Genomic DNA, 21,663 nt, shown 5'->3' on the forward strand with positions numbered 1-21,663 from the left:
GGGGGGGGGTAAATGTCAATACAAAATAATAGACAATATAGAGGCGCTAAAGGTGTGAATAAATATACAATTTGACGAAAAGCGAAACGGAAATAGAGAAAAAATACTCCATAAATTAAAATTGAAAATGGAGTAAAAATGCGATATAATAGTAGGAAAGTACGGACAAGAGGTGCGGAATATGGAGAAAAAGGAAAATGTGCGGAATATTTTGGCGACAGCCAGATTTCTTCTCCCCAGTCTGACCCCGGCGGAAAGGAGAGTGGCGGAATTCGTTCTTGCATCGCCCAAAGAAGTGACGAAGATGTCGCTGCAGAAGCTGGCAAAGCGCTGCGAGTGCGGAGAAGCTACGGTGGTGCGCCTTTGCAGGACGATCGGCCTGTCTGGCTATACTCAGTTTAAACGGCAGCTAGCGGCGCAGCTTTTAAATCCTCAGGCGAAAGATGAAGTGGTGCAGCTTTCTGTGGGTCGTGGAATGGAAGAAATTTTGGAAAGTGTTTTCAAGCTCAACATCCTGAATCTGAAGAAAACGCTGGAAGTGGCCGCGGCAGAAGAGTATGAGAAGGCGTGTGAAGCTATTGTAAAAGCAAACAAGATCTGCTTTTTTGCTATTGGGGACGCGGCGTTTCCCTGCAGTTACGCCAGTCTGCGTTTCCGCCGGATTGGATATGATTGCTTTGCTGACAGTGATGCGGATATTCAGATTGTGAACGCCTGCAATATGAAAAAAGGAGATGTCGCGGTGGCGATCTCCCACAGCGGGCGGACGAAGCAGGTAGTGGAGTCTATGAGGATCGCGAAGGAGCGAGGGGGTTTTACGATTTGTATCACAAAAGCGGGGAAATCAGAGTTGACCAAATATTCAGATGTGGTATTGTATAATGTGACTACTGATTCTACGGCGGACAAAGAAATTATCGCTCGGCGGGTGGCGGAACAGGCGATGCTGGATGCTCTTTATATGGGCGTGCTTCGGAGGAAGGAGACGGATTCGTTTCAAAAACTGCACGAGGTTTCTGAAAGCCTGAAGGTAAATAAAATCGTGGATAAGTAGGGGGCCGGCGGAATGGACGGTGAATATGAAATATGCGGAGGGAATCGAACGTGAAATATAAGGCGAAGGATATAGCCAGAGAGCTTGGAGTGTCACCGGCTACGGTGTCCCTTGTGCTGAATAATAAACCGGGAGTAGGTGAGGCTAAGCGGAGAGAGATCATGGATAAGATCATGGAGATGGACTGTGAGTATCTTTTGAAAGAAGCGGAAGCGCACAGAGGGAATATCGGATTTGTGATCTATAAATGCGGCGGTCAGGTTGTGGAAGAATATCCTTTTTTTAACTATCTTTCGGAGAGCATTACCAGAACGCTGGAGAAAAACAGCTATACTATGTCGGTGATGTATCTGGACCGTCAGATGTCGGCGGATGAACAGTATCTGGCGCTGGAAAATTCTAAATACGCTGGCTATATCGTCTATGCGGTGGAGATGTATCCGGAGGATGCGGAGGTATTCGCGCGCTTAAACGCGCCTTGTGTATTCTTGGATAATCCATTTCCAACGCTGGCTGTGGATGCGGTGACGGTGGATAATTACTTGGGGATACATCAGGGGTTTGAGTATCTCTATCGGATGGGGCACCGGAAAATCGGATATATCAGAAGCAAGTTCCAGATCATCTGTTTTGAGGAACGGCTCCAGGCTTTTCGGGAGTGTATGAGGAAACATGGCCTGCCTTATCGGGAGGACTATGTGATGGATGTGGGGTATCTGGAGACGGAGACGGAAGCGGATGTGGAAAATTATCTGGACAGGCATAAGGATCTGCCCACCGCGTTCCTGGCGGATAACGACCTTCTTGGCTGCAGAGCGGTACAAGTTTTTAAAAAACGGGGGATCCGGATACCAGATGAAGTGTCGGTGATAGGATTTGATAACCGTCCGATCTGCTCGTTTACAGAGCCGAAGGTGACAACGATCCAGGTTCCCACAGACGGCATGGGCGAGTCGTCGGTAGAACTTTTGATGAAGCGGATCGGGAAGGAAAAAGGGGCGACTACCAAATACAAGGTTGGAACAAAATTAATTGAAAATGAGAGCGTGAAAAAGCTGAATTAGCCGAGAAATTCCAGAGAACTCTATTTTTACTAAAAATAATTTAGTAAAAATAGAGTTTTTTTATTCAAAATTTAGTTGACACGATAAGGAGAAAATGATATAACTTAGTCATAAAGTCTAATTAAGAGATGGGAATCTGTTAAATGTTAGTCAAAATGACAAATTATGATTGACGCTAATGACGAAATGCAAAATAGTTATAAAAAATAATTTAGTTATAATTTATAATATTGAGTAATTCGTTGGATGAGAGAATTCCCAAGAAAAGACTGCAAATCTAGAAGAAAGGAGGATATTTCAAAAAGTTGGACGTCTTGCAGAGACATGAGGATGTTTAAGTTTGAAAGGAGAGAATTATGAAAAAGAAAATTGTTAGTATGTTATTGGTAGCGGCTATGGTATTGACCATGGTAGGCTGCGGAAGCGGATCTAGTGACAGTTCGTCAGAAGGTTCTGACAGCTCCGCGGGAACAGAAGAAGAAGTTGCGAACGCGGAAGCCCTTGCGGATCAGGATTTCGATACAAGCTATGAGCCAAAGAAAGATGAATATTCAATTTATTGTACATATAAGCTGGTACACGCTTGGTACGATGCCATTGAAGTTGGTGTAAAAGCGGCGGTAGAAGACTTTGCCGCTAAAGGCGTTACCATTGACTATGAGTGGTACGCTCCGGTTGAGGCTGACGCTGTTGACCAAGTAAACTCTATTGAGACAGCTACCGGACAGGGCTATGACCTGATCGCTGTTGACGTAAATCAGATCGAGACTACACAGCCGGCGGTTGACGCAGCTGTAGATGCGGGCGTTAAGGTTGCGCTGTTTGCTTCTTCTGATATTCCGGAATCCAAGAGATCATTCTTCGTAGGAAACAATGATAACTATGGAGACGGCGCGGCGGTAGCGAAAGCTGTCTGCGATAAGATGCAGGAAGAAGGCAAGACTCAGATCGCGTTCTTGTCCGGAACTATCGGAGCTTCTTCTCATGAGCAGAGACTGGAAGCCTTCTATGACACTGTAGCGGAATATCCAGACATCGAAGTTGTTGACGATCAGAGAGATGATGACTTCGTAGAGAACGCTATCTCAATTACAGAAGCATGGCTGCAGTCCTATCCGGACCTTGGCGGAATCCTTTGCAACAACATGTCTAATCCGATCGGAGCTGGCCAGGCGGTTGCGGACGCAGGTAAATCCGGCGAGATCATCATCGGTGGTATGGATCATGACCTTCGTGCGCTGAATTATTTGAAAGACGGTACTCTGTACTATCTGCAGATCCAGAATTGCTACGATATGGGCTATAAACTGATCTACAACGCTGTAAAATGTATCGACGGTGAAGAAGTAGAAGAGATCACAGATGTTGGTTCTCAGGGCGCATATCAGGAAGACGCGCAGGGCTATATCGATATGCTTTTTGCTGAGGAAGCTGCGGAATAATTATATGAGTCAAATTGAAGAACGGATATGACACCATGTGCAGGACTAGATGAATGAGAGGGATTCCACGTGATTATGGTAAGCATGGTCACGTGGAATCTTTTTGTTGAGAAGGAACTAATTAAGGAAGCGGAAGAATAAAGAGTAGAGGAAGTGAAAAAGTTGAGCGAATTCATACTTGAAATGAAAGGGATCACAAAAACTTTCCCGGGAACTAAGGCGCTGGACAAGGTAGACCTCAGTATCAAGCCGGGAGAGATCCACGCGCTTCTGGGAGAAAACGGAGCGGGGAAGAGTACCCTGATGAATGTGCTGGTAGGCCAGTACATTATGGATGAAGGCGAGATCTTCATGGACGGAAAACCGATTAAGATCTCTTCTCCTAAAGAAGCATCCGCAAAACAGATCGTAATCGTGCCTCAGGAATTGAATTTGATCCCGGAAGCATCAATTGCGGAAAATATTTTCCTTGGCAATGAGCGTGCCAATGGAATGGCAATTAATTGGAAAACAGCAGAGAAAGAAGCGGCAGAGCTGCTGAAACTGTTAGATGTAGAAATAGACGTTACACAGAAAGTAAAGAAACTGTCCGCGGCGTATCAGCAGTTAGTTTCAATTGCGAGAGCGCTGGCTTATTCTCCCAGGATTCTGATCCTGGATGAGCCAACGGCGGTATTGACCAATAAGGAAGCGGAATCCTTGTTTGCCTCTATGCAGCGGCTGAAAAAGGCGGGGACCTCTATGATCTTCATTACCCATCATCTGGATGAGGTTATGGCACAGGCCGACCGTGCTACGATCATGCGGGATGGACAGCTCGTGAAGGTGACAGAGATCAAAGATATTACCAAAGATGAGATCATTACTAATATGGCGGGAAAGAAGGTACAGGAATCTAAACATGTGAACCGTACCGTGTCTGACGAGGTGTTCTTTGAGGCGAAACATCTGACCCGTGAGGGAGAGTTTCAGGATGTAAGTTTCCAGGTGAAGAAGGGGGAAATCCTTTGTGTGGCCGGATTGGTAGGCGCCGGAAGAACCGAGATCTTTAAGGGTGTATTCGGGATAACGCGCCCTGAGCCAGGCGGAGAAATGTATGTCGAGGGCAAGAAGGTAGATATCACGGATCCCCGGGTGGCAATCAGGCTGGGAATGGGATACGTATCAGAGGAGCGCCGTCATGATGGTATTACACCGGGAATGTCGGTCATGGAAAATATGGTGCTCCCATCTTATGATCAGTTAAAGGTACATGGCCTGATCAACTATAAGAAGGCGGCTGAGATTACAGATGATTATATCGGTAAATTCCACATCAAGACGGCGGGAAGAGAACAGTTGATCAAGAACCTTTCCGGCGGTAATCAGCAGAAGGTGATCGTTGCCCGCTGGATGGCGAAGGGGATCAAGATGCTGATCATGGATGAGCCGACGCGTGGAATCGATGTAAACGCAAAGTCGGAGATCCACGCCCTTGTCCGGGAACTGGCAGACAGCGGGGTGTCCGTTGTGGTGATCTCTTCGGAGATGGAAGAGGTTCTGGCGTTGGCAGACCGGGTAATGGTAGTCCATCAGGGAAGGATCAAAGGATACATTGAGGATGTAGATATGACCACGGAAGAAGATGTTCTGAAAGTGGCATTTCAGTAGGAGGTAAGAAAACATGAAAAAAGTAATAGATTTCTTTAAGTCAACCGCCGGGATGGTTCTGATCGTAACACTCCTTGCGGGATGTGTGGTACATCTGGTAACCGGTAACTTCTGGACGGCCTATAATATCAGTACCCTGACCAGATCTGCGGCGTTTGTGATCATCGTCAGCTTTGGTCAGACATTGGTCTTGTTGACAGGCGGTATCGATCTGTCTGTAGCGGCGGTCGGTTCTGTGGCAAGTATGGTGGCCGCTAAGATGATGGTAGAGCAAGGCATCAACCCGTGGATTTCCATTCTGGTTTCCTGTCTGGTAGGTCTCGTCCTTGGAATGATCAACGGATTGTTCATTGCGTATCTGAAGCTGACACCATTTATCGTAACCCTGGCGACGGCGGAAATATATAAAGGTATCGTATATATTATCACAGAGGGGACTCCGATTGTAGGTATTCCGGAGAATGCTCAGTTTCTGGCTAATGGTGTGCTGGGAGGCATTATGCCGACGATTGTGATTATTATGCTGGTCATTTGTGTAGTCTTGGCTCTTATGCTCAAATATACCAAATTTGGACGCCATGTATACGCATTAGGTGGGAACCGTAACTGCGCTAAGATTGTTGGTATTAAAACAGAAAGGGTGGAAATTCTAGTGTACAGTTTGGCCGGCCTTTTATCCGCGATTGCTGGAACTATGATGGCTTGTAAGCTGGCCTCTTTCCAGGCGTCTATCGGAGTAAACTGGGTGAACCCGACCATTGCGGCTTCTGTTCTTGGCGGAACCTCCATGACCGGTGGTATCGGCGGCGTTGTTGGTACTGTAATCGGTGGTCTTTTGAACAGTACTGTGTCTACATCCATCGTGCTTCTCCGTGTATCTTCCTATTGGGAGACGATCGTTACAGGCGGTGTTGTGCTTGTAGCCGTAACGGTTGATGCACTGAAGGAGAATCCGACAATGCGTGACAAGGTTGCCCACCTGATAAAGAAAAAATAAAGTGTGTAGCCAAAACTTGAATTTTTACAAGAAGTAGAAATATTTTGGCAGGAAGGAAATGATTATGGAAAATCTGAAAGCGTTAGCTTATGAATTAAGAGAAAACGTGATCGATATGATCGTAGAAGGCAAAGCCGGACATATCGGCGGCGATATGAGCGTCATGGAGATCCTGACAGAGATCTATTTTGAGCAGATGAATATCTCCCCGGAGAACCAGGATGATCCAGACCGGGATAAATTCATCATGAGCAAGGGACATTCCGTTGAAGCGTATTACGCGGTGCTGGCGAGGAAAGGATTCTTTGATATCAAAGAAGTCATCGCCACCTTCAGCAAGTTTGGGTCTATGTTCATCGGACATCCCAATAATAAGCTGCCGGGCATCGAGATGAATTCCGGTTCCCTGGGCCATGGGCTCCCAGTCAGTGTGGGAATGGCTCTGGCGGGAAAGATGGACGGCAGGGATTACCGGGTCTACACCGTGATGGGAGACGGGGAACTGGCGGAAGGTTCCGTCTGGGAAGGCGCTATGGCGGCCCACCAGTATGGGCTGGACAACCTGTGCGCGGTGGTAGACCGCAATCGGCTCCAGATCTCTGGGAATACCGAAGATGTGATGGGGCATGACGATCTGCATGAACGGTTCCGCGCCTTTGGATGGCATGTGATCGATGTGGCCGACGGGAACGATATCGACCAGCTCCGGGCCGCCTTTGAGGAAGCGAAGACGGTGAAAGGGAAACCGACGGTATTGATCGCCAACACGGTAAAAGGGAAAGGTTCTTCCGTGATGGAGAACAAGGCCAACTGGCATCATAAAGTTCCGAATGAGGAGGAACTGGCCCAGATCCGGAAAGATCTGGCAGAGAGGAAGGAGGCGCTGCTTCATGGCTAAGATCGCGAACAAACAGGTGATCTGTGACGTACTGATCGAGGAAGGAAAGAAGGATAAGGATATCATCGCGCTGTGCAGCGATTCGAGGGGGAGCGCGTCTTTTACGGCGTTTGCCAATGAGCTGCCCCAGCAGTTTGTGGAGACAGGGATCGCGGAACAGAACCTGGTGAGCATATCGGCGGGACTCGCAAAATGCGGGAAGAAGCCATACGCGGCGTCCCCGGCCTGCTTTTTGTCTACCAGGAGCTATGAGCAGTGCAAGGTGGACGTGGCATACTCCAATACGAACGTAAAGCTGATCGGGATCAGCGGAGGAGTCAGCTACGGAGCGTTAGGGATGAGCCATCATTCGGCCCAGGATATCGCGGCGATGGCGGCGGTGCCGAACATGCGGGTATATCTGCCCAGCGACCGGTTCCAGACCGAGAAGCTCATGCGGGAACTGTTAAAGGATGAGAAGCCGGCGTATATCCGGGTGGGCCGGAACGCGGTGGACGATGTATATGAGGAAGGGAAGGTGCCGTTCGAGATGGATAAGGCGACGGTGATCCAAGAAGGAACGGATGTGGCGCTGATCGCCTGCGGAGAAATGGTAAAGCCCTGTGTGGAAGCGGCCGAGATCCTGAAGGAGAAAGGGATCAGCGCCGCAGTCCTGGATATGTACTGCGTGAAACCGTTGGACGAGGCGGCTGTGATAAAAGCGGCCCAGAACGCCAAAGCGGTGATCACGGTGGAAGAGCACGCGCCCTATGGAGGTTTAGGGTCAATGGTGAGCCAGACGGTAGGAGCCAACTGTCCGAGGAAAGTTATAAACCTGGCTCTGCCGGACGCGCCGGTGATCACAGGGACCTCAAAGGAAGTGTTCGCCTACTATGGGCTGACCGGGGAAGGAATCGCGAAGAAAGCGGAGGAGCTGATCTAAATGTCAGAGCAATATATCATCAGTATCGATCAGAGCACACAAGGGACCAAGGCGCTTCTCTTCGATGAGAGCGGGAGCCTGATCCAGCGGACCGATAAGTCCCATGAGCAGATCGTCAATGAGAAAGGCTGGGTCTCCCATGACCCGGCCGAGATCTATCATAATACCATCGAGGTGGTCCGCCGTCTGGTGGAAGAGTCCGGGATTGAGAAAGACAAGATCGCCGGACTTGGCATCAGCAACCAGCGGGAGACCTCCCTTGCCTGGGATAAGGAGACTGGGGAGCCGATCGGTCAGGCGATCGTATGGCAGTGCGCCCGCGCGGCAGATATCTGCGAGCGGGTGGAAAGCCAGGGGAAGGCGGAGCTGATCCGCCAGAAGACAGGGATGAACCTGTCGCCCTATTTCCCGGCTTCCAAGATCGCCTGGATCTTGGAAAATGTAGAAGGCGCGAAGGAGAAATCCGACAAAGGGCAGATCTGTCATGGAACCATCGACAGTTGGCTGATCTATAAGCTGACCGGCGGGAAAGAATATAAGACGGATTACTCCAATGCCTCAAGAACCCAGCTTTTTAATATCTTTGACCTGAAGTGGGATGAAGAGATCTGCGGCTTATTTGGGATCGATCCGGCCAACATGGCAGAGGTCTGCGACTCGGATTCGGAGTTTGGCTGGACAGACTTTGAGGGCTTTCTGCCCAATAAGATCCCGATCCACGGGGTACTGGGAGATTCCCACGGGTCCCTGTTTGGGCAGGGGTGCCTCCGGCCTGGGATGATCAAGTCCACCTATGGGACAGGATCCTCGATCATGATGAACATCGGGGAGAAGCCGGTGTTGAGCACCCACGGCGTAGTGACCTCTCTTGCCTGGAGCATGGGGGGGAAGGTGAACTACGTGCTGGAAGGGAACCTGAACTATACAGGAGCGGTGATCACCTGGCTGAAAGATGACTTAAAGCTGATCCAGTCCCCGGGAGAGACGGAAGGGCTGGCAAGGGAAGCGGTACAGGATGACCAGCTGTATCTGATCCCAGCCTTCTCGGGCCTGGGAGCGCCGTACTGGGACAGCCACGCCGCGGCGGCCATTGTAGGCATGACCCGTACCACGGGGAAAGCGGAAGTGGTACGAGCGGGAGTAGAATGCATCGCTTATCAGATCACGGATATCGTGAAGGCCATGAGCGAGGACGCGGGAGTAACGGTAGGAGAGCTGCGGGTAGACGGAGGCCCAACGAGGAACGGGTATCTGATGCAGTTCCAGAGCGACATCGCGGAGGCGGCGGTACAGGTGCCGGATTCCGAGGAATTATCAGGGATCGGTCCGGCGTACGCGGCCGGGATAGCTCTCGGAGTATGGGATGAGCATATCTTTGAGAAGCTGAAGCGGACGAAATATGAGCCTAAGATGGCGAAGGAAGAGCGGGATCACAAATACGCAGGATGGAAGCGGGCGGTCGCCGGTGTGCTTAGCAAGTAGATTCATCTATGGTCTGAATGTTTATAGATGTTGATATGTAAACAAAAAATGTCTAAAAATGTTGAAGAACAAACAGAAACACAGACGCGGAATGTTGAAAGTAAGAGTTTTCCCCCAATATAATGGGCACATAGTGGTCGAGATTAGGTGAATCCTAGACGAATAAGCGGCCGCATGGAAATTTATAGAAAGAGAAAGAAAAGAGGTAGAAAAAACATGGAAGGAAAAATGAAAGTATGCGTTTTGACGGGTAAGAAGAAACTGGAATGGGTAGAGCGCGATATTCCACAGCCAGGCAAAGGCGAGATTCAGATCAAGCTGGAGTATGTAGGTGTGTGTGGATCTGACCTTCATTTCTATCAGGAGGGGCAGCTCCAGAACTGGAAGCTGGATGGCCCTCTTGCCCTGGGGCATGAGCCGGGAGGCGTGGTATCCGCCATTGGAGAAGGAGTAGAAGGATTTGAGATTGGCGACAAAGTTTCCATTGAACCGGCCGTACCCTGCGGACATTGCGAAGAGTGCCGGAAAGGTCTTTATAATCTTTGCAAAAATATTAAGATGCTGGCGATCCCGGGGGAACGGGACGGCGTGAACGCGGAATACTGTGTGCATGATGCAAGTATGTGCTACAAACTTCCGGAGAATGTGAGCACCCTGGAAGGAGCTTTGATCGAGCCTCTGGCTGTTGGTATGCATGGAACGGAGCTGTCCGATGCAAGAGTTGGGGAGTCCGCGATCATTCTTGGAAGCGGCTGCATCGGATTGTGCACGCTGCTGAGCCTGAAAGCCCGCGGTGTTGCTGAGATCTATGTGGCGGACGTGATGGATAAACGTCTGGAGAAAGCCAAAGAGTTGGGCGCAACCAGAGTATTTAACAGTACCAGAGAAGATATCGTAGAATTTGCGCATACTCTTCCGGGCGGCGGCGTGGATCAGGTATATGAGTGCGCCGGCAACCGGATTACTACGCTGCAGACTTGCAAGCTGATCAAGAGGGGCGGAAAAGTAACGCTGACAGGCGTATCGCCGGAGCCGATCCTGGAGCTGGATACCGCAACTCTGAACGCGATGGAAGGAACGATCTATTCTGTATACCGTTATCGGAATCTGTGGCCAAAAGCCATTGCGGCAGTTGCTTCCGGTATGATTCCGGTCAAAGAGATTGTGTCTCATGAGTTTGATTTCAAAGACTGTATCGAAGCCATTGATTACAGTTTAAACCATAAGGATGACGTTGTGAAATCCGTGATCAAGATGGTATAAGTCAATTGCAGAAGGTATAAAGAGAGAATTCGCTCATACTTTATACAGGGGGCAGCTTCTGTGGTGGGAGCTGCTCCCATTACTGATTTTAGGGAGAGATATTTATGAAAAAGGTATTGCTGACAGTGACCATAGCGGCGCTGCTCGCATCATTGACGGGATGCTATGGGGGAGCGGGAGAGCTCTCAAATGAATATGTGACGATCAAACAATACGTGGGGGTTGAAGTAGAGGATGTTGTTCAGGAAGAAACAACAGAAGAAGATATTGATCAAGTGCTGGATTATATGATGGATCAGTATATCCGCGACAATGATCTGCCGGAAGATACGGAGGTCACCGATGAGATTGTACGGGATGGGCTTTCCACTACAACAGACAATGTGGAGGATTTCCGCAAAGAGATTCGTAAGCAGATTGATGAGACCAAAGCGGAAAGTGCGAAGGAATCGCTGGAGACTCGGGTGTGGGAGAAGGTCATTGATAATACAACGGTGGAAAAATGGCCGGAAGACCGGGTAGAAGAAGTGAAGCAAAGCTGGATCGAACAATATGAAAATTATGCCTCGGAATATGGCATGGAATATGATGAATATATGGAGGCCATTGGACTGACGGAAGACGATGTAGAAGAAGCGGCGCGGGCTAATGTGAAGCAGGAACTGATCGCCGAGCTGATCGCGGAAAAACATGCGCTGCGGCCTACAGAAGAGGAACTGCAGACGGCTTTAGAAGAATATGCGGAAGAATATATGTTTACGAATGTGGATCTGCTTCTGGAAGCGATCCCTGAGGAAGAGATGGAATTGTTGATTCTTCAGGACAGAGTGAAAGAATGGCTGGCAGATCGCTGCGAGGTGGTGGAGCCAAGCAAAGAAGAAGAGCAGGAGCAGGAGGAAGAAACCTCAGAAGCTGAAGAAGAGGCGGAAACACAAGCGGAAGAAGAGCTGCTGCAGGAAGAGCAGACGGAGACATCGGAGTAAAGAGGGAATAAGGAGGTGCCTGCATGAAGACAAAAGTAATCATGGTACGCCATGGAGAGACAGAGTGGAATGTGCTGTGCAAATTTCTCGGAAGCGTAGATCTGCCATTGAATGAAAAGGGAAGAAGGCAGGCGGGTTATGCGAAAGAAGCGCTGAAGGATACACCGATTGATGTGATTTATTCCAGCCCGATGAAGAGAGCTTATGAGACTGGAGAGATCATCCGCGGAGAACGTCCCCTTGATATCCGGGTGGACGAAGGGCTTCGGGAGATCGGCTGCGGCAAATGGGAAGGCCTGGACGGGAAAGAAGTGGAAGAAAGATGGCCCGGCCAGATTGAACTCTGGGGAAACCGGCCGGAAGAATGCAGGATCGAAGGGGGCGACACTTTTCAGCAGGTATCGGACCGGATCGTGGAGGCGTTCTTCAGAATCGTCAATGAGAATCGTGGAAAGACAATCTTGATCACATCTCATATGATCTGTCTGACGCTTCTGATGATCCATTTTAAGGGAGGATCGATCAACGATATGTGGAAAGTGAAGCCCATCGCAAATGGAGCTCTGAATGTTGTGGAAGTCTCTGAAGATGATGATGTAAAGATCCTGGCCTGGAGTGATGACCATTTTGTGCCGGATGAAGATAAAAAAGGAAGTGCTCTGGTAGCCGGACGGAATTATGTAGAGGACTGAAGCGTGTAGCGCCAGTCCTCAGCTCCGGTTATAGTGGTGGACGATCTCGCAGGACTGTGGATTTACCACTAGAACCTCTTTCCCAAGTCCAGCGGCTTTTTTGATGATTTCTGGAGAAGTCTGGTCGTCAGTGATAATCACGTCGATCTGGTTGAGCGGGATTGAATTACACAGGGATGTATGTTCGCATTTGGTGTGGTCGATCAAAAGCACGGTCTTTTTAGCAATGGAGACCAGTGCTTTTTTTGTTTCCACCAAGGGATAAGTGTGTTCAAAAGCGCCGCCGGGGATACGGAACGCGCGGGCGGAGATAAAGGCTACATCGGCCGGGTGCTGTGTCAGGCTGTCCGCCGAATCAGTCATGATGGATTTGGTTCGATGGAAAAGAAGCCCGCCTACCACGTATGTCTGAATATTTTCCTTTGAAGATAATTCAACTGCTGTCATTAGATTGGAGGTAATAACAGAAAGAGGAACATTATCTGGAAGAAAATGGGAAAGAGTATGAGCGGTGGTTCCGGAGTCGATACAGATCACGCTGTATGGGTGTACAAAGCGGAGGGCAGCCTTCGCAATAGCCTCTTTCTCGTAAAGGTGTTCGTCGATTTGCTCATGGAAGTAATTTGGCTTTTCGTTTTTGGCGAGAAACGCACAGCCGTGTTTCCGGTGGATCAATCCCATTTCCTCTAATTCATTTAAGTCTCTGCGGATGGTCATTTCGCTGCAGTCCAGTTCTTCGGACAGTTCTTTGGGAGTGCAGACCATACGGTTTTCCAGTAGTTCTATGATTTTGGCATGGCGCGCTTTTTTCATATCGAATATCCTCCTGATCGTTTGTAATCATATGGTATAACTTTTTTTGTGTAATTGCAATATGTAAAAGCTAAAAATGTTAAAATTCGAACAAAATAGAGTTTAAAATGATTTTATTCAAACATAATGGAGTGCCTGAAATGTTGAAATAAAAACTTCTATCATTTTATAATTAACACATAAGTTATAAGACCCAAACAGGAAGGAGAAAAGACTATGATAAAAATGCCTGAGAAGGAACGGGCGGTGGGAATGTACAAGAAAATGTACCAGATCCGTCAGTATGAAGAAACTATCTATTATCTTTTCCTGGAAGGGATCATGCCTGGAACAATCCACCAGTCTCATGGCCAGGAGGCGTGTGCGGTCGGCATGATCTATGATCTGAGGAAAGAAGATTATATTTTGACGACTCACCGGCCTGCCGGACATGATCTGGCAAAAGGAGTTTCCTTGCGTTCTATGATGTGTGAGATGTTTGGAAAGGCGGAAGGCTGCTGCAAAGGTAAAGGAGGAGCAATGCACACGGGAGATATTTCTGTGGGCGCGGTGACCGCGAACGCGATCGTGGGAGGAAACCTTCCTATTGCGGCAGGAGTGGCGCTGCGCTGTAAGATGATGAAGACAGATAACGTGGCGGTCTGTTTCTTTGGTGATGGCGCCAGCAATGAGGGATCGTTCCATGAAGCATTGAACGCGGCGGCGGTATGGAAACTGCCAGTGGTATATGTGTGTGAGAATAATCTGTATTCCGCAACCACTTCAATCAAGATGACTTGTAATCTGGAAAATGTGGCGGCAGACAGAGGAAGCGCTTACGGGATTCCAAGTGAAGTGGTAGACGGAAACGATGTTTTGGCAGTCAATGAGGCGGCCGCAAGAGCGATCCATAGAGCAAGAGCTGGAGAAGGTCCTACGATCCTGGAACTCAAAACCTACCGGATCGGCGGTCATTCCAGAAACGATGCCTGTGGATACCGTCCTAAGGAAGAGGAAGAAGAGTGGTTTTCCAGAGATCCAGTACACAGCTTCCGAAAGCGCCTGATCGAAGAAGGTGTGATCAAAGAAGAGGAACTGACAAGAATTGAAGAAGAGATCACAGCGGAAATCGAGACGGAAGTAGAGTACGCCCAGAACAGCCCGGATCCAGAACCGGAATCCGCGCTGAGAGACGTTTATTGGGAAGGAGGCAGAGCATAATGGCTGAAATGTCGATCGCAGATGCGTTAAAACTGGCAATACAGGAAGAAATGAGGCGGGACGAGACAGTATTCTGCCTGGGAGAAGACGTGGATATCAAAGGCGGTATGGGCGGAGCCTTTACCGTGACCAAAGGTCTTTTGGATGAGTTTGGGCCGGAGCGGGTCATTAATACGCCGATTGCGGAAATCTTAATTTCCGGCGTTTGTGTGGGAGCCGGGATGACCGGGATGCGGCCTGTGGCAGATCTGCAGTATGGAGACTTCCTCTTCTGTATGATGGACCAGTTGGTGAACCAGGCGGCAAAGATGTGCTATATGTCCGGCGGTAAAGTACATATTCCTATGGTTATGCGGGCACCCTGCGGGGCCACTAACCGAGGCGCGCAGCACGCCCAGAGCTTGGAAAGCTATTTTATCCATGTGCCGGGACTTAAGGTGATCAGCCCATCCACTCCTTATGATGCCAAGGGGATGATGAAACAAGCGATCCGGGATGATAACCCTGTGCTTGTATTTGAACATAAGCTTCTTTATGGAGGGAGCAGAAAAGAAAAAGATGCCATTAAGACATCCGGAGAAGTTCCGCAAGAAGACTACACGATAGAATTTGGCAAAGCGGCAGTCAGAAGAGAAGGAACGGATGTGACCATTGTGGCAAATCTTTTGATGAGTTACAGGGCTCAGGAAGCGGCGAAGATTTTAGAAGCAGAAGGCATAAGCTGCGAGGTGATCGATCCCAGGAGCCTGCTTCCATTTGATTATGAAACGGTAGAGCAGTCGGTGAAAAAAACCGGAAAGTTAATGATCGTGCATGAGGATACCTATACCGGAGGATGGGGGGCTCAGGTGGCGGCCCATTTTGCGGAGCACAATATTTTTGATCTGGATGCGCCGGTGAAGATCGTGGCGGCATATGACACGCCGATTCCCTTTGCATCACCAATGGAGAATTTTGTGATCCCATCTACAGAGAGAATTACGGAAGCGGCAAGAGAATTAGCAAAATTTTAAGGAGAGAAGACCATGAGCAGAATATCTGTGAAAGAATTAATGAAACACGCAAAAGAAAACAAATACGCGGTGGGGTATTTTGAAAGCTGGAATTTAGAATCCACCCTGGCGGTAGTGCGGGCGGCGGAAAATATGAGGTCCCCGGTTATGATCGGTGTGTGCGGAACTTATATTGGAGAACCAAAAAGGAAATATAAGGAAAGCTTGACGGTGTACCAGGCAATGCTGGCCCAGATCGCCGAGGAAGCTTCCGTTCCGGTAGCCCTTCTTCTCAATGAGGCGGATGATGAGAATATGGTTCTTCAGGCGGCACAGTGTGGATTTGATATGGTGATGTTTGCTCCAGTTTTTGCCTCAGAAGCTTTGCCGCTTCAGGAGTTGACACAGATTCAGAAGCGAATCGCGGCAGAGGCTCATAAGCACGGCGTTGCCGTAGAAGGAGAAGTGGGCGAACTGCCTCTGTTTAATTCTGCTACTGGCGAACTGCATGAGGGGGAAGACACAGACCCAGAGCTTTGCGGCCAATTTGTAGAAGAAACAGGAATTGATACAGTGGCGGTGGCTGTTGGAAATTGTCATCTGAAAGAAGACGGTATGGTGACGATCAACTATGAGGCGCTGCAAACACTTGCCGAGAAGATCAATATTCCCCTTGTTCTTCACGGAGGCACAAGTATTGCAAAAGAGGATTTGTCAAAAGCAGCTTCCATGGGCGTTTGCAAAGTGAACTTCGGAACGGGCCTGAAGAGGGCTGTATTAAATACCATGAAGGCTTATCTGGCGGAACACGATGTGGATAAGATGGATCCTAACGATGTTCTGGGAAGAGGTGCGGACCGAGATATTATTGTTCAGGAACAGGAAGCAGTGATCCGTTATGTAGAAGAGACGATTCGGGCTTTGAACGGAGAAAATAAAGCATTTTAAGAGAGCAGGTGGCGGTTTATGTTAAAAGAGATTACAATGCCGGCAGGCGGCCAGACGACAGATACCTCTGTGATCGGCGCTTGGCTGGTGAAAAAGGGAGACAAAGTAAAGCGCGGCGATGCTCTTCTGGAGATTGAAACAGATAAAGCGACATTGACGGTAGAAAGCTTTGCCAAGGGAACAGTCCTGGCAATTCTTGCTGAAGAAGGAGACGAGGCTTCTGCGGGGGATGTGATCGCCTATATCGGAGAAGAAAGCGATCTGCCGGAAGTGGAAAGAAGGCTAAACGCTGGGACAACACAGTCCGCAGAGGATAAGCAAGAACTGCCAGAACAGAAGATCAGCGCAGGCAGACAGGAAGATGAATATCAACCGATAGATCTATCCGCTCCAATCAGATATGAGGCTGGAACGGAGGAGAATACCGCAGGAGGGAAAGAAGCGCTGGGAGATATCAAAGCTATGCCGAATGCCAAAAAGTTGGCGAGAGAGGAAAAGGTTTCCTTAAAAGATGTGGCTGAATATGCCGGGAAATCAATCTTAAAACGCCAGGATGTGCAGGCTTACCTGGAGCGGGCAGAAAAAATAGCGCCGCCAGATGCTGGAAATGCGGATGAGAAAATTCCGCTTACCAACATGCGTAAGGTGATCGCCAGAAGAATGACGGAGAGCGCTCAGAATATCCCTGCTTTCCAAGCGGCAGTAGAAGTGAATATGGAACGGTGTATTGCTTTCCGCAAAACGATAAATGAAGCGCGTAAAGAAGGAAAGATCTCCTATAATGATATTCTGTTCAAATGTATGGAAGCGGCGATCCGCAGATATCCTTATTTGAATGCATCTTATACAGAAGAGGCGATCATCCTCCACAAAGATGTGAACATTGGTCTTGCTGTTTCTGTGGAAGCCGGTCTTGTAGTGCCGGTAGTAAAACAGGTTAATGGAAAAGGAATTGAGGCGATTTCTGCCGAAAATAGAATAAATATTAAAAAGGCAAGGGAAGGGAAGCTCATGCCGGAGGATATGTCCGGCGGTACGATCACCCTGTCAAATCTGGGCATGTACCCGATTACAGAGTTTAACGCAATCATCAATCCTCCGGAAGTATGTATCCTGGCTGTGGGAGCTATGGAAGAGAAGCCGGTATTCGAGCAGGGACAGTGGAGACCGGTCCCGGTGATGAAGATCACAGGAAGTTTTGACCACAGAGTCATTGACGGAGCCTACGGCGCGGAATTCTTAGCGGAACTTAAGAAGGTTATCGAAAATCCTGCCCTTGCGCTGTTGTAGGCGGAAGAAAATATATAGGAGGCGTAGAAGGTGAGCAAGAAAGACTATGACATAATCGTGATCGGAGGCGGACCGGGAGGATATTCTGCCGCTATATCGGCCGCGAAAGAAGGGCAGAAAGTTCTTCTGTTTGAAGGGGAGGCTATCGGAGGCACCTGCCTGAATGTGGGATGTATTCCGACGAAATATCTGCTGGATAAAGCGGCGGCTTTGGAGAAGATCCGAAGTCTGGCTGGAAAGCGGATCTTAGAAGAAGCCGGATACTACAGCTTTCAAAAGATTCAAGAAGGCCGGTCGGCAGTGGTCAAAAAACTGGTGGGAGGCGTGGAATATCTTCTGAAAGCCAATCGGGTAGATGTGGTACGCAAAAACGCTGTTTTCAGACAGCCTGGCCAGGTGGAATGCGATGGTGAGGTTTATGAGGGAAAGCATATCATTATCGCGACCGGATCCCAGAGCAGCCAGATCCCAATTCCAGGAGCAGAGTACGCCATTACCAGTACAGAGGCGCTTGCTCTTTCCAAGATACCTAAGAAACTGACGGTGATCGGCGGAGGCGTGATCGGGATGGAACTTGCCAGCGCGTTTCATTCCTTTGGCGCGGAAGTGACGGTGATCGAAGTGCTTCCAGAACTCTTTCCGGCGGAGGACAAGAAAGCCGTATCTTATCTGACCAAAGAGTTGAAAAAGAGAGGGATCCAAATATTCTGCGGAACTGGAGTAAAGGAGATCCGGAAGGCGGCAGATGGATACCAGGTAGTATATGGAGGAGAGGAATCCGGGGAAGCGCAGGCGGATATCGTCTTGATGGCGACTGGGAGAAAACCAAGACTTACCGGTATCGACGCCGAGGCTCTGGGGTTGGAATTGACGGAGAAAAAAGAAATCAAAACGGACTGTCATATGCAGACGAACCTTCCCAATGTGTACGCGATCGGAGATGTGGCAGGTGGTTATCAGCTTGCACATGCGGCCTATGCGGAAGGAGAGGCGGCAGTAGCCCATATTCTTGGGAAGGAAGGGGAGGCAGACTTGGCTGTTATGCCAAGATGCATCTATACAATGCCGGCTTTTGCGGCCGTTGGTATGAGTGATGAGAAGGCAAAGGAACAAGGAATCGAGACGGCAGCGGGAGAGTTTTCCTATGTGGGAAACGGCATGGCTCTTGCAGAAGGGGCGGAAGGCCTGGTGCGGGTCCTGATGGATAAAAGGCAGAAGAAGACCATCGGCGTACAGATTATAGGGGAAGGCGCTCCGGAACTGATCTCGTTTGCGTCTCTGGCTGTAAAGAAAGAACTGACACTTGAGGAGTGGGGGAACTTGATCGTAGCCCATCCGTCGCTGTCTGAGATGGTAAAAGAGGCGGCACTGGATTGCTTTGGGCTAAGTGTGCATGGAAGCGTAAAGAAGTAAAGGAGGAGACGTCTATGGGAAATTATTTAATTGGACTGGATTATGGGACGGGAGGAGGAAAGGCCTGTATTATCGATGAAAATGCAGATGTGCTGGCCTATTCTTTCCAAGAATATCCGATATACGTGGATAAACCGTCCTGGTCAGAACATGATGCGGAGAACTACTGGACCCTGGCCTGTGAAACCATACGGGACTGTCTCAAGAAATCGGGAGTCTCGCCGGAAGAGATTCGTGGAATCGGCATTTCTTCAGCCCAGCCTTGCCTCGTGATGGTGGATAAGGCTTGTAATCCTATCAATCGGGCGTATAACCTGATGGACCGCCGGGCGGTGGATCAAGTAGAATGGCTGCGGGAGAATGTTGGCGTGGACGAGATCTTCCAGATCAACGGCAATCGGATCGAGGATTATCCTACGATGGTCAACATTATGTGGGAGAAAGAGAACCGGCCGGAGGATTATAAGAGAATCTGGAAAACCCTTACGATAGATGGGTTTGTACGCCTTAGGATGACAGGGGTGGCAGCTATGAGCTATTCCCACGGCGGATTCTGGGGTGTAGCCTATGATATCCGGAAAAAAGAGTTTAACCAGGAACTGATGGACAAAATCGGGATTGATATGGATCTTATGCCGGATCTCTATCCCTGTGAAGCGGTGATAGGGACAGTGACAGAGAAAGCGGCCAAAGAACTGGGGTTGGTGCCAGGGATACCCGTATGTGCGGGACAGGTGGACTGCAATGCTGGATTTGTGGGCGGCGGCGCGATCACGCCGGGAGATGTACAGATCAATCTTGGAACCTGCGGGGTCATGGGAGTAGTCAATGACAGCAAAGAGTTTATTGATCTGGTATGTAATGATGCTTATACCACGAACTCCTGCAACGACTTTATTTCGATTGCGGTAGTTCTGACGGGAGGACAGGTGCTCAGATATCTGCGGGATAATTTCTGCCAGATGGAAAATGCCACAGCGAAATTAATGGACGGCATGGATGTGTATGATATTATGAATAAAGAGGCGGAAAAGATTCCGGCGGGAAGCGAAGGGCTGATCGTACTGCCTTACCTTGCGGGCGAGCGGACGGTTTTGTGGGATGCTTATGCAAGAGGAACGGTGTTTGGCTTGTCCATGCATCACACGAAAGGCCATCTGATCCGGGCGTTCATGGAAGGGGTAGCCTATGCTCTGTATGATAACTACCGTCTGATGCTGGAGAAGGGGATCAAAGCCAACGCGCCGATCATTTTGAATGAAGGCGGGGCGAAAAGTAAGCTGTGGCGCCGGATTATTACAGATGTCTTCAATGTGCCTACCGCGTTTGTGGAGAACCGGGTAGGAGCGCCCTACGGCGATGCGATCTTGGCGGGAGTATCCGCCGGGGTTTTCCAGGACTTTACCATTGCCAAAGAAAAGGTAAACTATATTGATTATATGGAACCGGATGAGGAAAACCATAAACGGTATATGGAGTATTTCCAGATTTATCACCGGCTGTATGAACATTTAAAGGACGACTTTGCGGACTTGTATCACGCGGCGAAAAAGTATGAAGCATAAGTATCTTTTGATAAATGACTGTACCGATCCTTATTATAATCTTGCTCTGGAAGAATATCTGCTCTTGAATCACAGGGAAGGAACGATTGGGCTGCTCTGGCAGAACGATCAAACGATCGTGGTCGGGAGACACCAAAATACGATTGAAGAGATCAATCAAGGCTATGTCAAAGAGCATGGGATTAAGGTGGTAAGGCGGACTACTGGAGGGGGAGCCGTCTACCACGACCTGGGAAATCTGAATTATTCTTTGATCACAGACTATGACAAGGACGGAAGCCCTCCTACAATGAGCGAACTGGCCTATCCTGTCATTGACACACTGGAAAGCTTTGGAGTGCATGCCTCTTTTAGCGGACGAAATGATATTATGATAGAGGGAAAGAAAGTGTCTGGAACGGCGCAGAGGATTTATGAAGAAAGAATCCTGCACCACGGCTGTCTTTTGTTTGAATCCGATCTGAGCAAAGTATCAAAGAGTCTGAATGTACGAGCGGATAAGTTTTCGTCCAAAGCGGTGAAATCTGTACGGGGAAGAGTAGCCAACATCCGAGATTTCTTAACGGAAGATACTTCAATAGAAGAGTTTAAAGAACGGCTGGCTCAGCATCTTTTGGGAGAGGGAAGCTGGGTAGAACTGGAGCTCGATCAAAGGGATAAGCAGGAGATAGAGAAACTGAAGAGAGAAAAATACGAGACCTGGGAATGGAATTACGGACTTCCGATCAAGTATTCCGCCCATAATTATAGAAAGTTTCCAGGCGGGACGGTGGAAGTCTACTTAAACATTAATAAAGGCAGAATCGAAACATGCCAAATGTTTGGGGATTTTATGGCTCTGCGTCCGGCTTCAGAAGTGGCCGGGAAGCTGGAAGAGTGCCGATACCGTTATAAAGACGTGGAAAGGATTCTTGCCGGACTCAGTATAGAAGAATATTTCGGGACAGTCAGCATCGGGGAAGTGGCAAAGACGATATGCTGTGCGGAGGAATAAG

General features: G+C 49.0%; 17 protein-coding genes and 1 pseudogene. 17 read left to right on the forward strand and 1 reads right to left on the reverse strand.

Annotated features, from left to right (window positions below):
* Window positions 1-181: 181 nt before the first annotated feature.
* The 11 genes from FND36_02565 to FND36_02615 all read left to right on the forward strand — a co-directional run bounded on the left by FND36_02565 (window position 182) and on the right by FND36_02615 (window position 12,447).
* On the forward strand, window positions 182-1,054 hold the full coding sequence (locus FND36_02565; protein ID QDW73026.1) for a MurR/RpiR family transcriptional regulator: 873 nt from the start codon (window positions 182-184) through the stop codon (window positions 1,052-1,054).
* A gap of 32 nt (window positions 1,055-1,086) precedes the next feature.
* The gene (locus FND36_02570; protein ID QDW73027.1) at window positions 1,087-2,118 is read left to right on the forward strand and encodes a LacI family transcriptional regulator; all 1,032 of its coding nucleotides are present in this window, start codon (window positions 1,087-1,089) and stop codon (window positions 2,116-2,118) included.
* 356 nt (window positions 2,119-2,474) lie between these two features.
* Window positions 2,475-3,560: a substrate-binding domain-containing protein gene (locus FND36_02575; GenBank protein ID QDW73028.1), complete on the forward strand. Its 1,086-nt coding sequence runs from the start codon at window positions 2,475-2,477 to the stop codon at window positions 3,558-3,560.
* Between the two features lie 162 nt (window positions 3,561-3,722).
* A complete protein-coding gene (locus FND36_02580; GenBank protein ID QDW73029.1) occupies window positions 3,723-5,210 on the forward strand; it encodes a sugar ABC transporter ATP-binding protein in 1,488 nt (495 codons plus the stop codon).
* Between the two features lie 13 nt (window positions 5,211-5,223).
* Window positions 5,224-6,207: an ABC transporter permease gene (locus FND36_02585; protein QDW73030.1), complete on the forward strand. Its 984-nt coding sequence runs from the start codon at window positions 5,224-5,226 to the stop codon at window positions 6,205-6,207.
* 64 nt (window positions 6,208-6,271) lie between these two features.
* A complete protein-coding gene (locus FND36_02590) occupies window positions 6,272-7,105 on the forward strand; it encodes a transketolase (GenBank protein QDW73031.1) in 834 nt (277 codons plus the stop codon).
* On the forward strand, window positions 7,098-8,027 hold the full coding sequence (locus tag FND36_02595; GenBank protein ID QDW73032.1) for a transketolase family protein: 930 nt from the start codon (window positions 7,098-7,100) through the stop codon (window positions 8,025-8,027). Before FND36_02590 ends, FND36_02595 begins: the two co-directional genes overlap by 8 nt.
* Complete coding sequence (gene glpK, locus FND36_02600; protein ID QDW73033.1) at window positions 8,028-9,509, forward strand: glycerol kinase GlpK; 1,482 nt, start codon at window positions 8,028-8,030, stop codon at window positions 9,507-9,509.
* Window positions 9,510-9,725: 216 nt separating this feature from the next.
* Window positions 9,726-10,772 carry an NAD(P)-dependent alcohol dehydrogenase gene (locus FND36_02605; protein QDW73034.1) on the forward strand — a complete coding sequence of 349 codons (1,047 nt, stop codon included), beginning with the start codon at window positions 9,726-9,728 and terminating at the stop codon, window positions 10,770-10,772.
* A 104-nt stretch (window positions 10,773-10,876) separates the two neighbouring features.
* Window positions 10,877-11,755 (forward strand): hypothetical protein, encoded by an 879-nt coding sequence (locus FND36_02610; GenBank protein QDW73035.1) that lies wholly within the window; start codon window positions 10,877-10,879, stop codon window positions 11,753-11,755.
* A gap of 23 nt (window positions 11,756-11,778) precedes the next feature.
* Window positions 11,779-12,447 (forward strand): histidine phosphatase family protein, encoded by a 669-nt coding sequence (locus FND36_02615; GenBank protein ID QDW73036.1) that lies wholly within the window; start codon window positions 11,779-11,781, stop codon window positions 12,445-12,447.
* A gap of 18 nt (window positions 12,448-12,465) precedes the next feature.
* Here the strand turns inward: FND36_02615 and FND36_02620 are convergent, their stop codons facing one another.
* Entirely contained in the window at window positions 12,466-13,260 is a 795-nt protein-coding gene (locus tag FND36_02620; protein ID QDW73037.1) for a DeoR/GlpR transcriptional regulator, read from the reverse strand.
* 216 nt (window positions 13,261-13,476) lie between these two features.
* Here FND36_02620 and FND36_02625 point away from each other — a divergent pair.
* The 6 genes and pseudogenes from FND36_02625 (at window position 13,477) to FND36_02650 (ending at window position 21,662) form a co-directional block, all read left to right on the forward strand.
* A pseudogene (locus FND36_02625) lies at window positions 13,477-15,473 on the forward strand (dehydrogenase).
* Window positions 15,474-15,485: 12 nt separating this feature from the next.
* Entirely contained in the window at window positions 15,486-16,400 is a 915-nt protein-coding gene (locus FND36_02630) for a hypothetical protein (protein ID QDW73038.1), read from the forward strand.
* Between the two features lie 18 nt (window positions 16,401-16,418).
* Window positions 16,419-17,690 carry a 2-oxo acid dehydrogenase subunit E2 gene (locus FND36_02635; protein ID QDW73039.1) on the forward strand — a complete coding sequence of 424 codons (1,272 nt, stop codon included), beginning with the start codon at window positions 16,419-16,421 and terminating at the stop codon, window positions 17,688-17,690.
* A gap of 30 nt (window positions 17,691-17,720) precedes the next feature.
* Complete coding sequence (lpdA, locus tag FND36_02640) at window positions 17,721-19,103, forward strand: dihydrolipoyl dehydrogenase (GenBank protein QDW73040.1); 1,383 nt, start codon at window positions 17,721-17,723, stop codon at window positions 19,101-19,103.
* 14 nt (window positions 19,104-19,117) lie between these two features.
* The gene (locus tag FND36_02645) at window positions 19,118-20,668 is read left to right on the forward strand and encodes a carbohydrate kinase (GenBank protein QDW73041.1); all 1,551 of its coding nucleotides are present in this window, start codon (window positions 19,118-19,120) and stop codon (window positions 20,666-20,668) included.
* A complete protein-coding gene (locus tag FND36_02650) occupies window positions 20,658-21,662 on the forward strand; it encodes a lipoate--protein ligase (protein ID QDW73042.1) in 1,005 nt (334 codons plus the stop codon). The genes FND36_02645 and FND36_02650 overlap by 11 nt, the downstream gene beginning before the upstream one ends.
* The last annotated feature ends 1 nt before the right edge of the window (window position 21,663 follow it).

The organism is Lachnospiraceae bacterium KGMB03038, from assembly GCA_007361935.1.
Classification (GTDB): domain Bacteria; phylum Bacillota; class Clostridia; order Lachnospirales; family Lachnospiraceae; genus Massilistercora.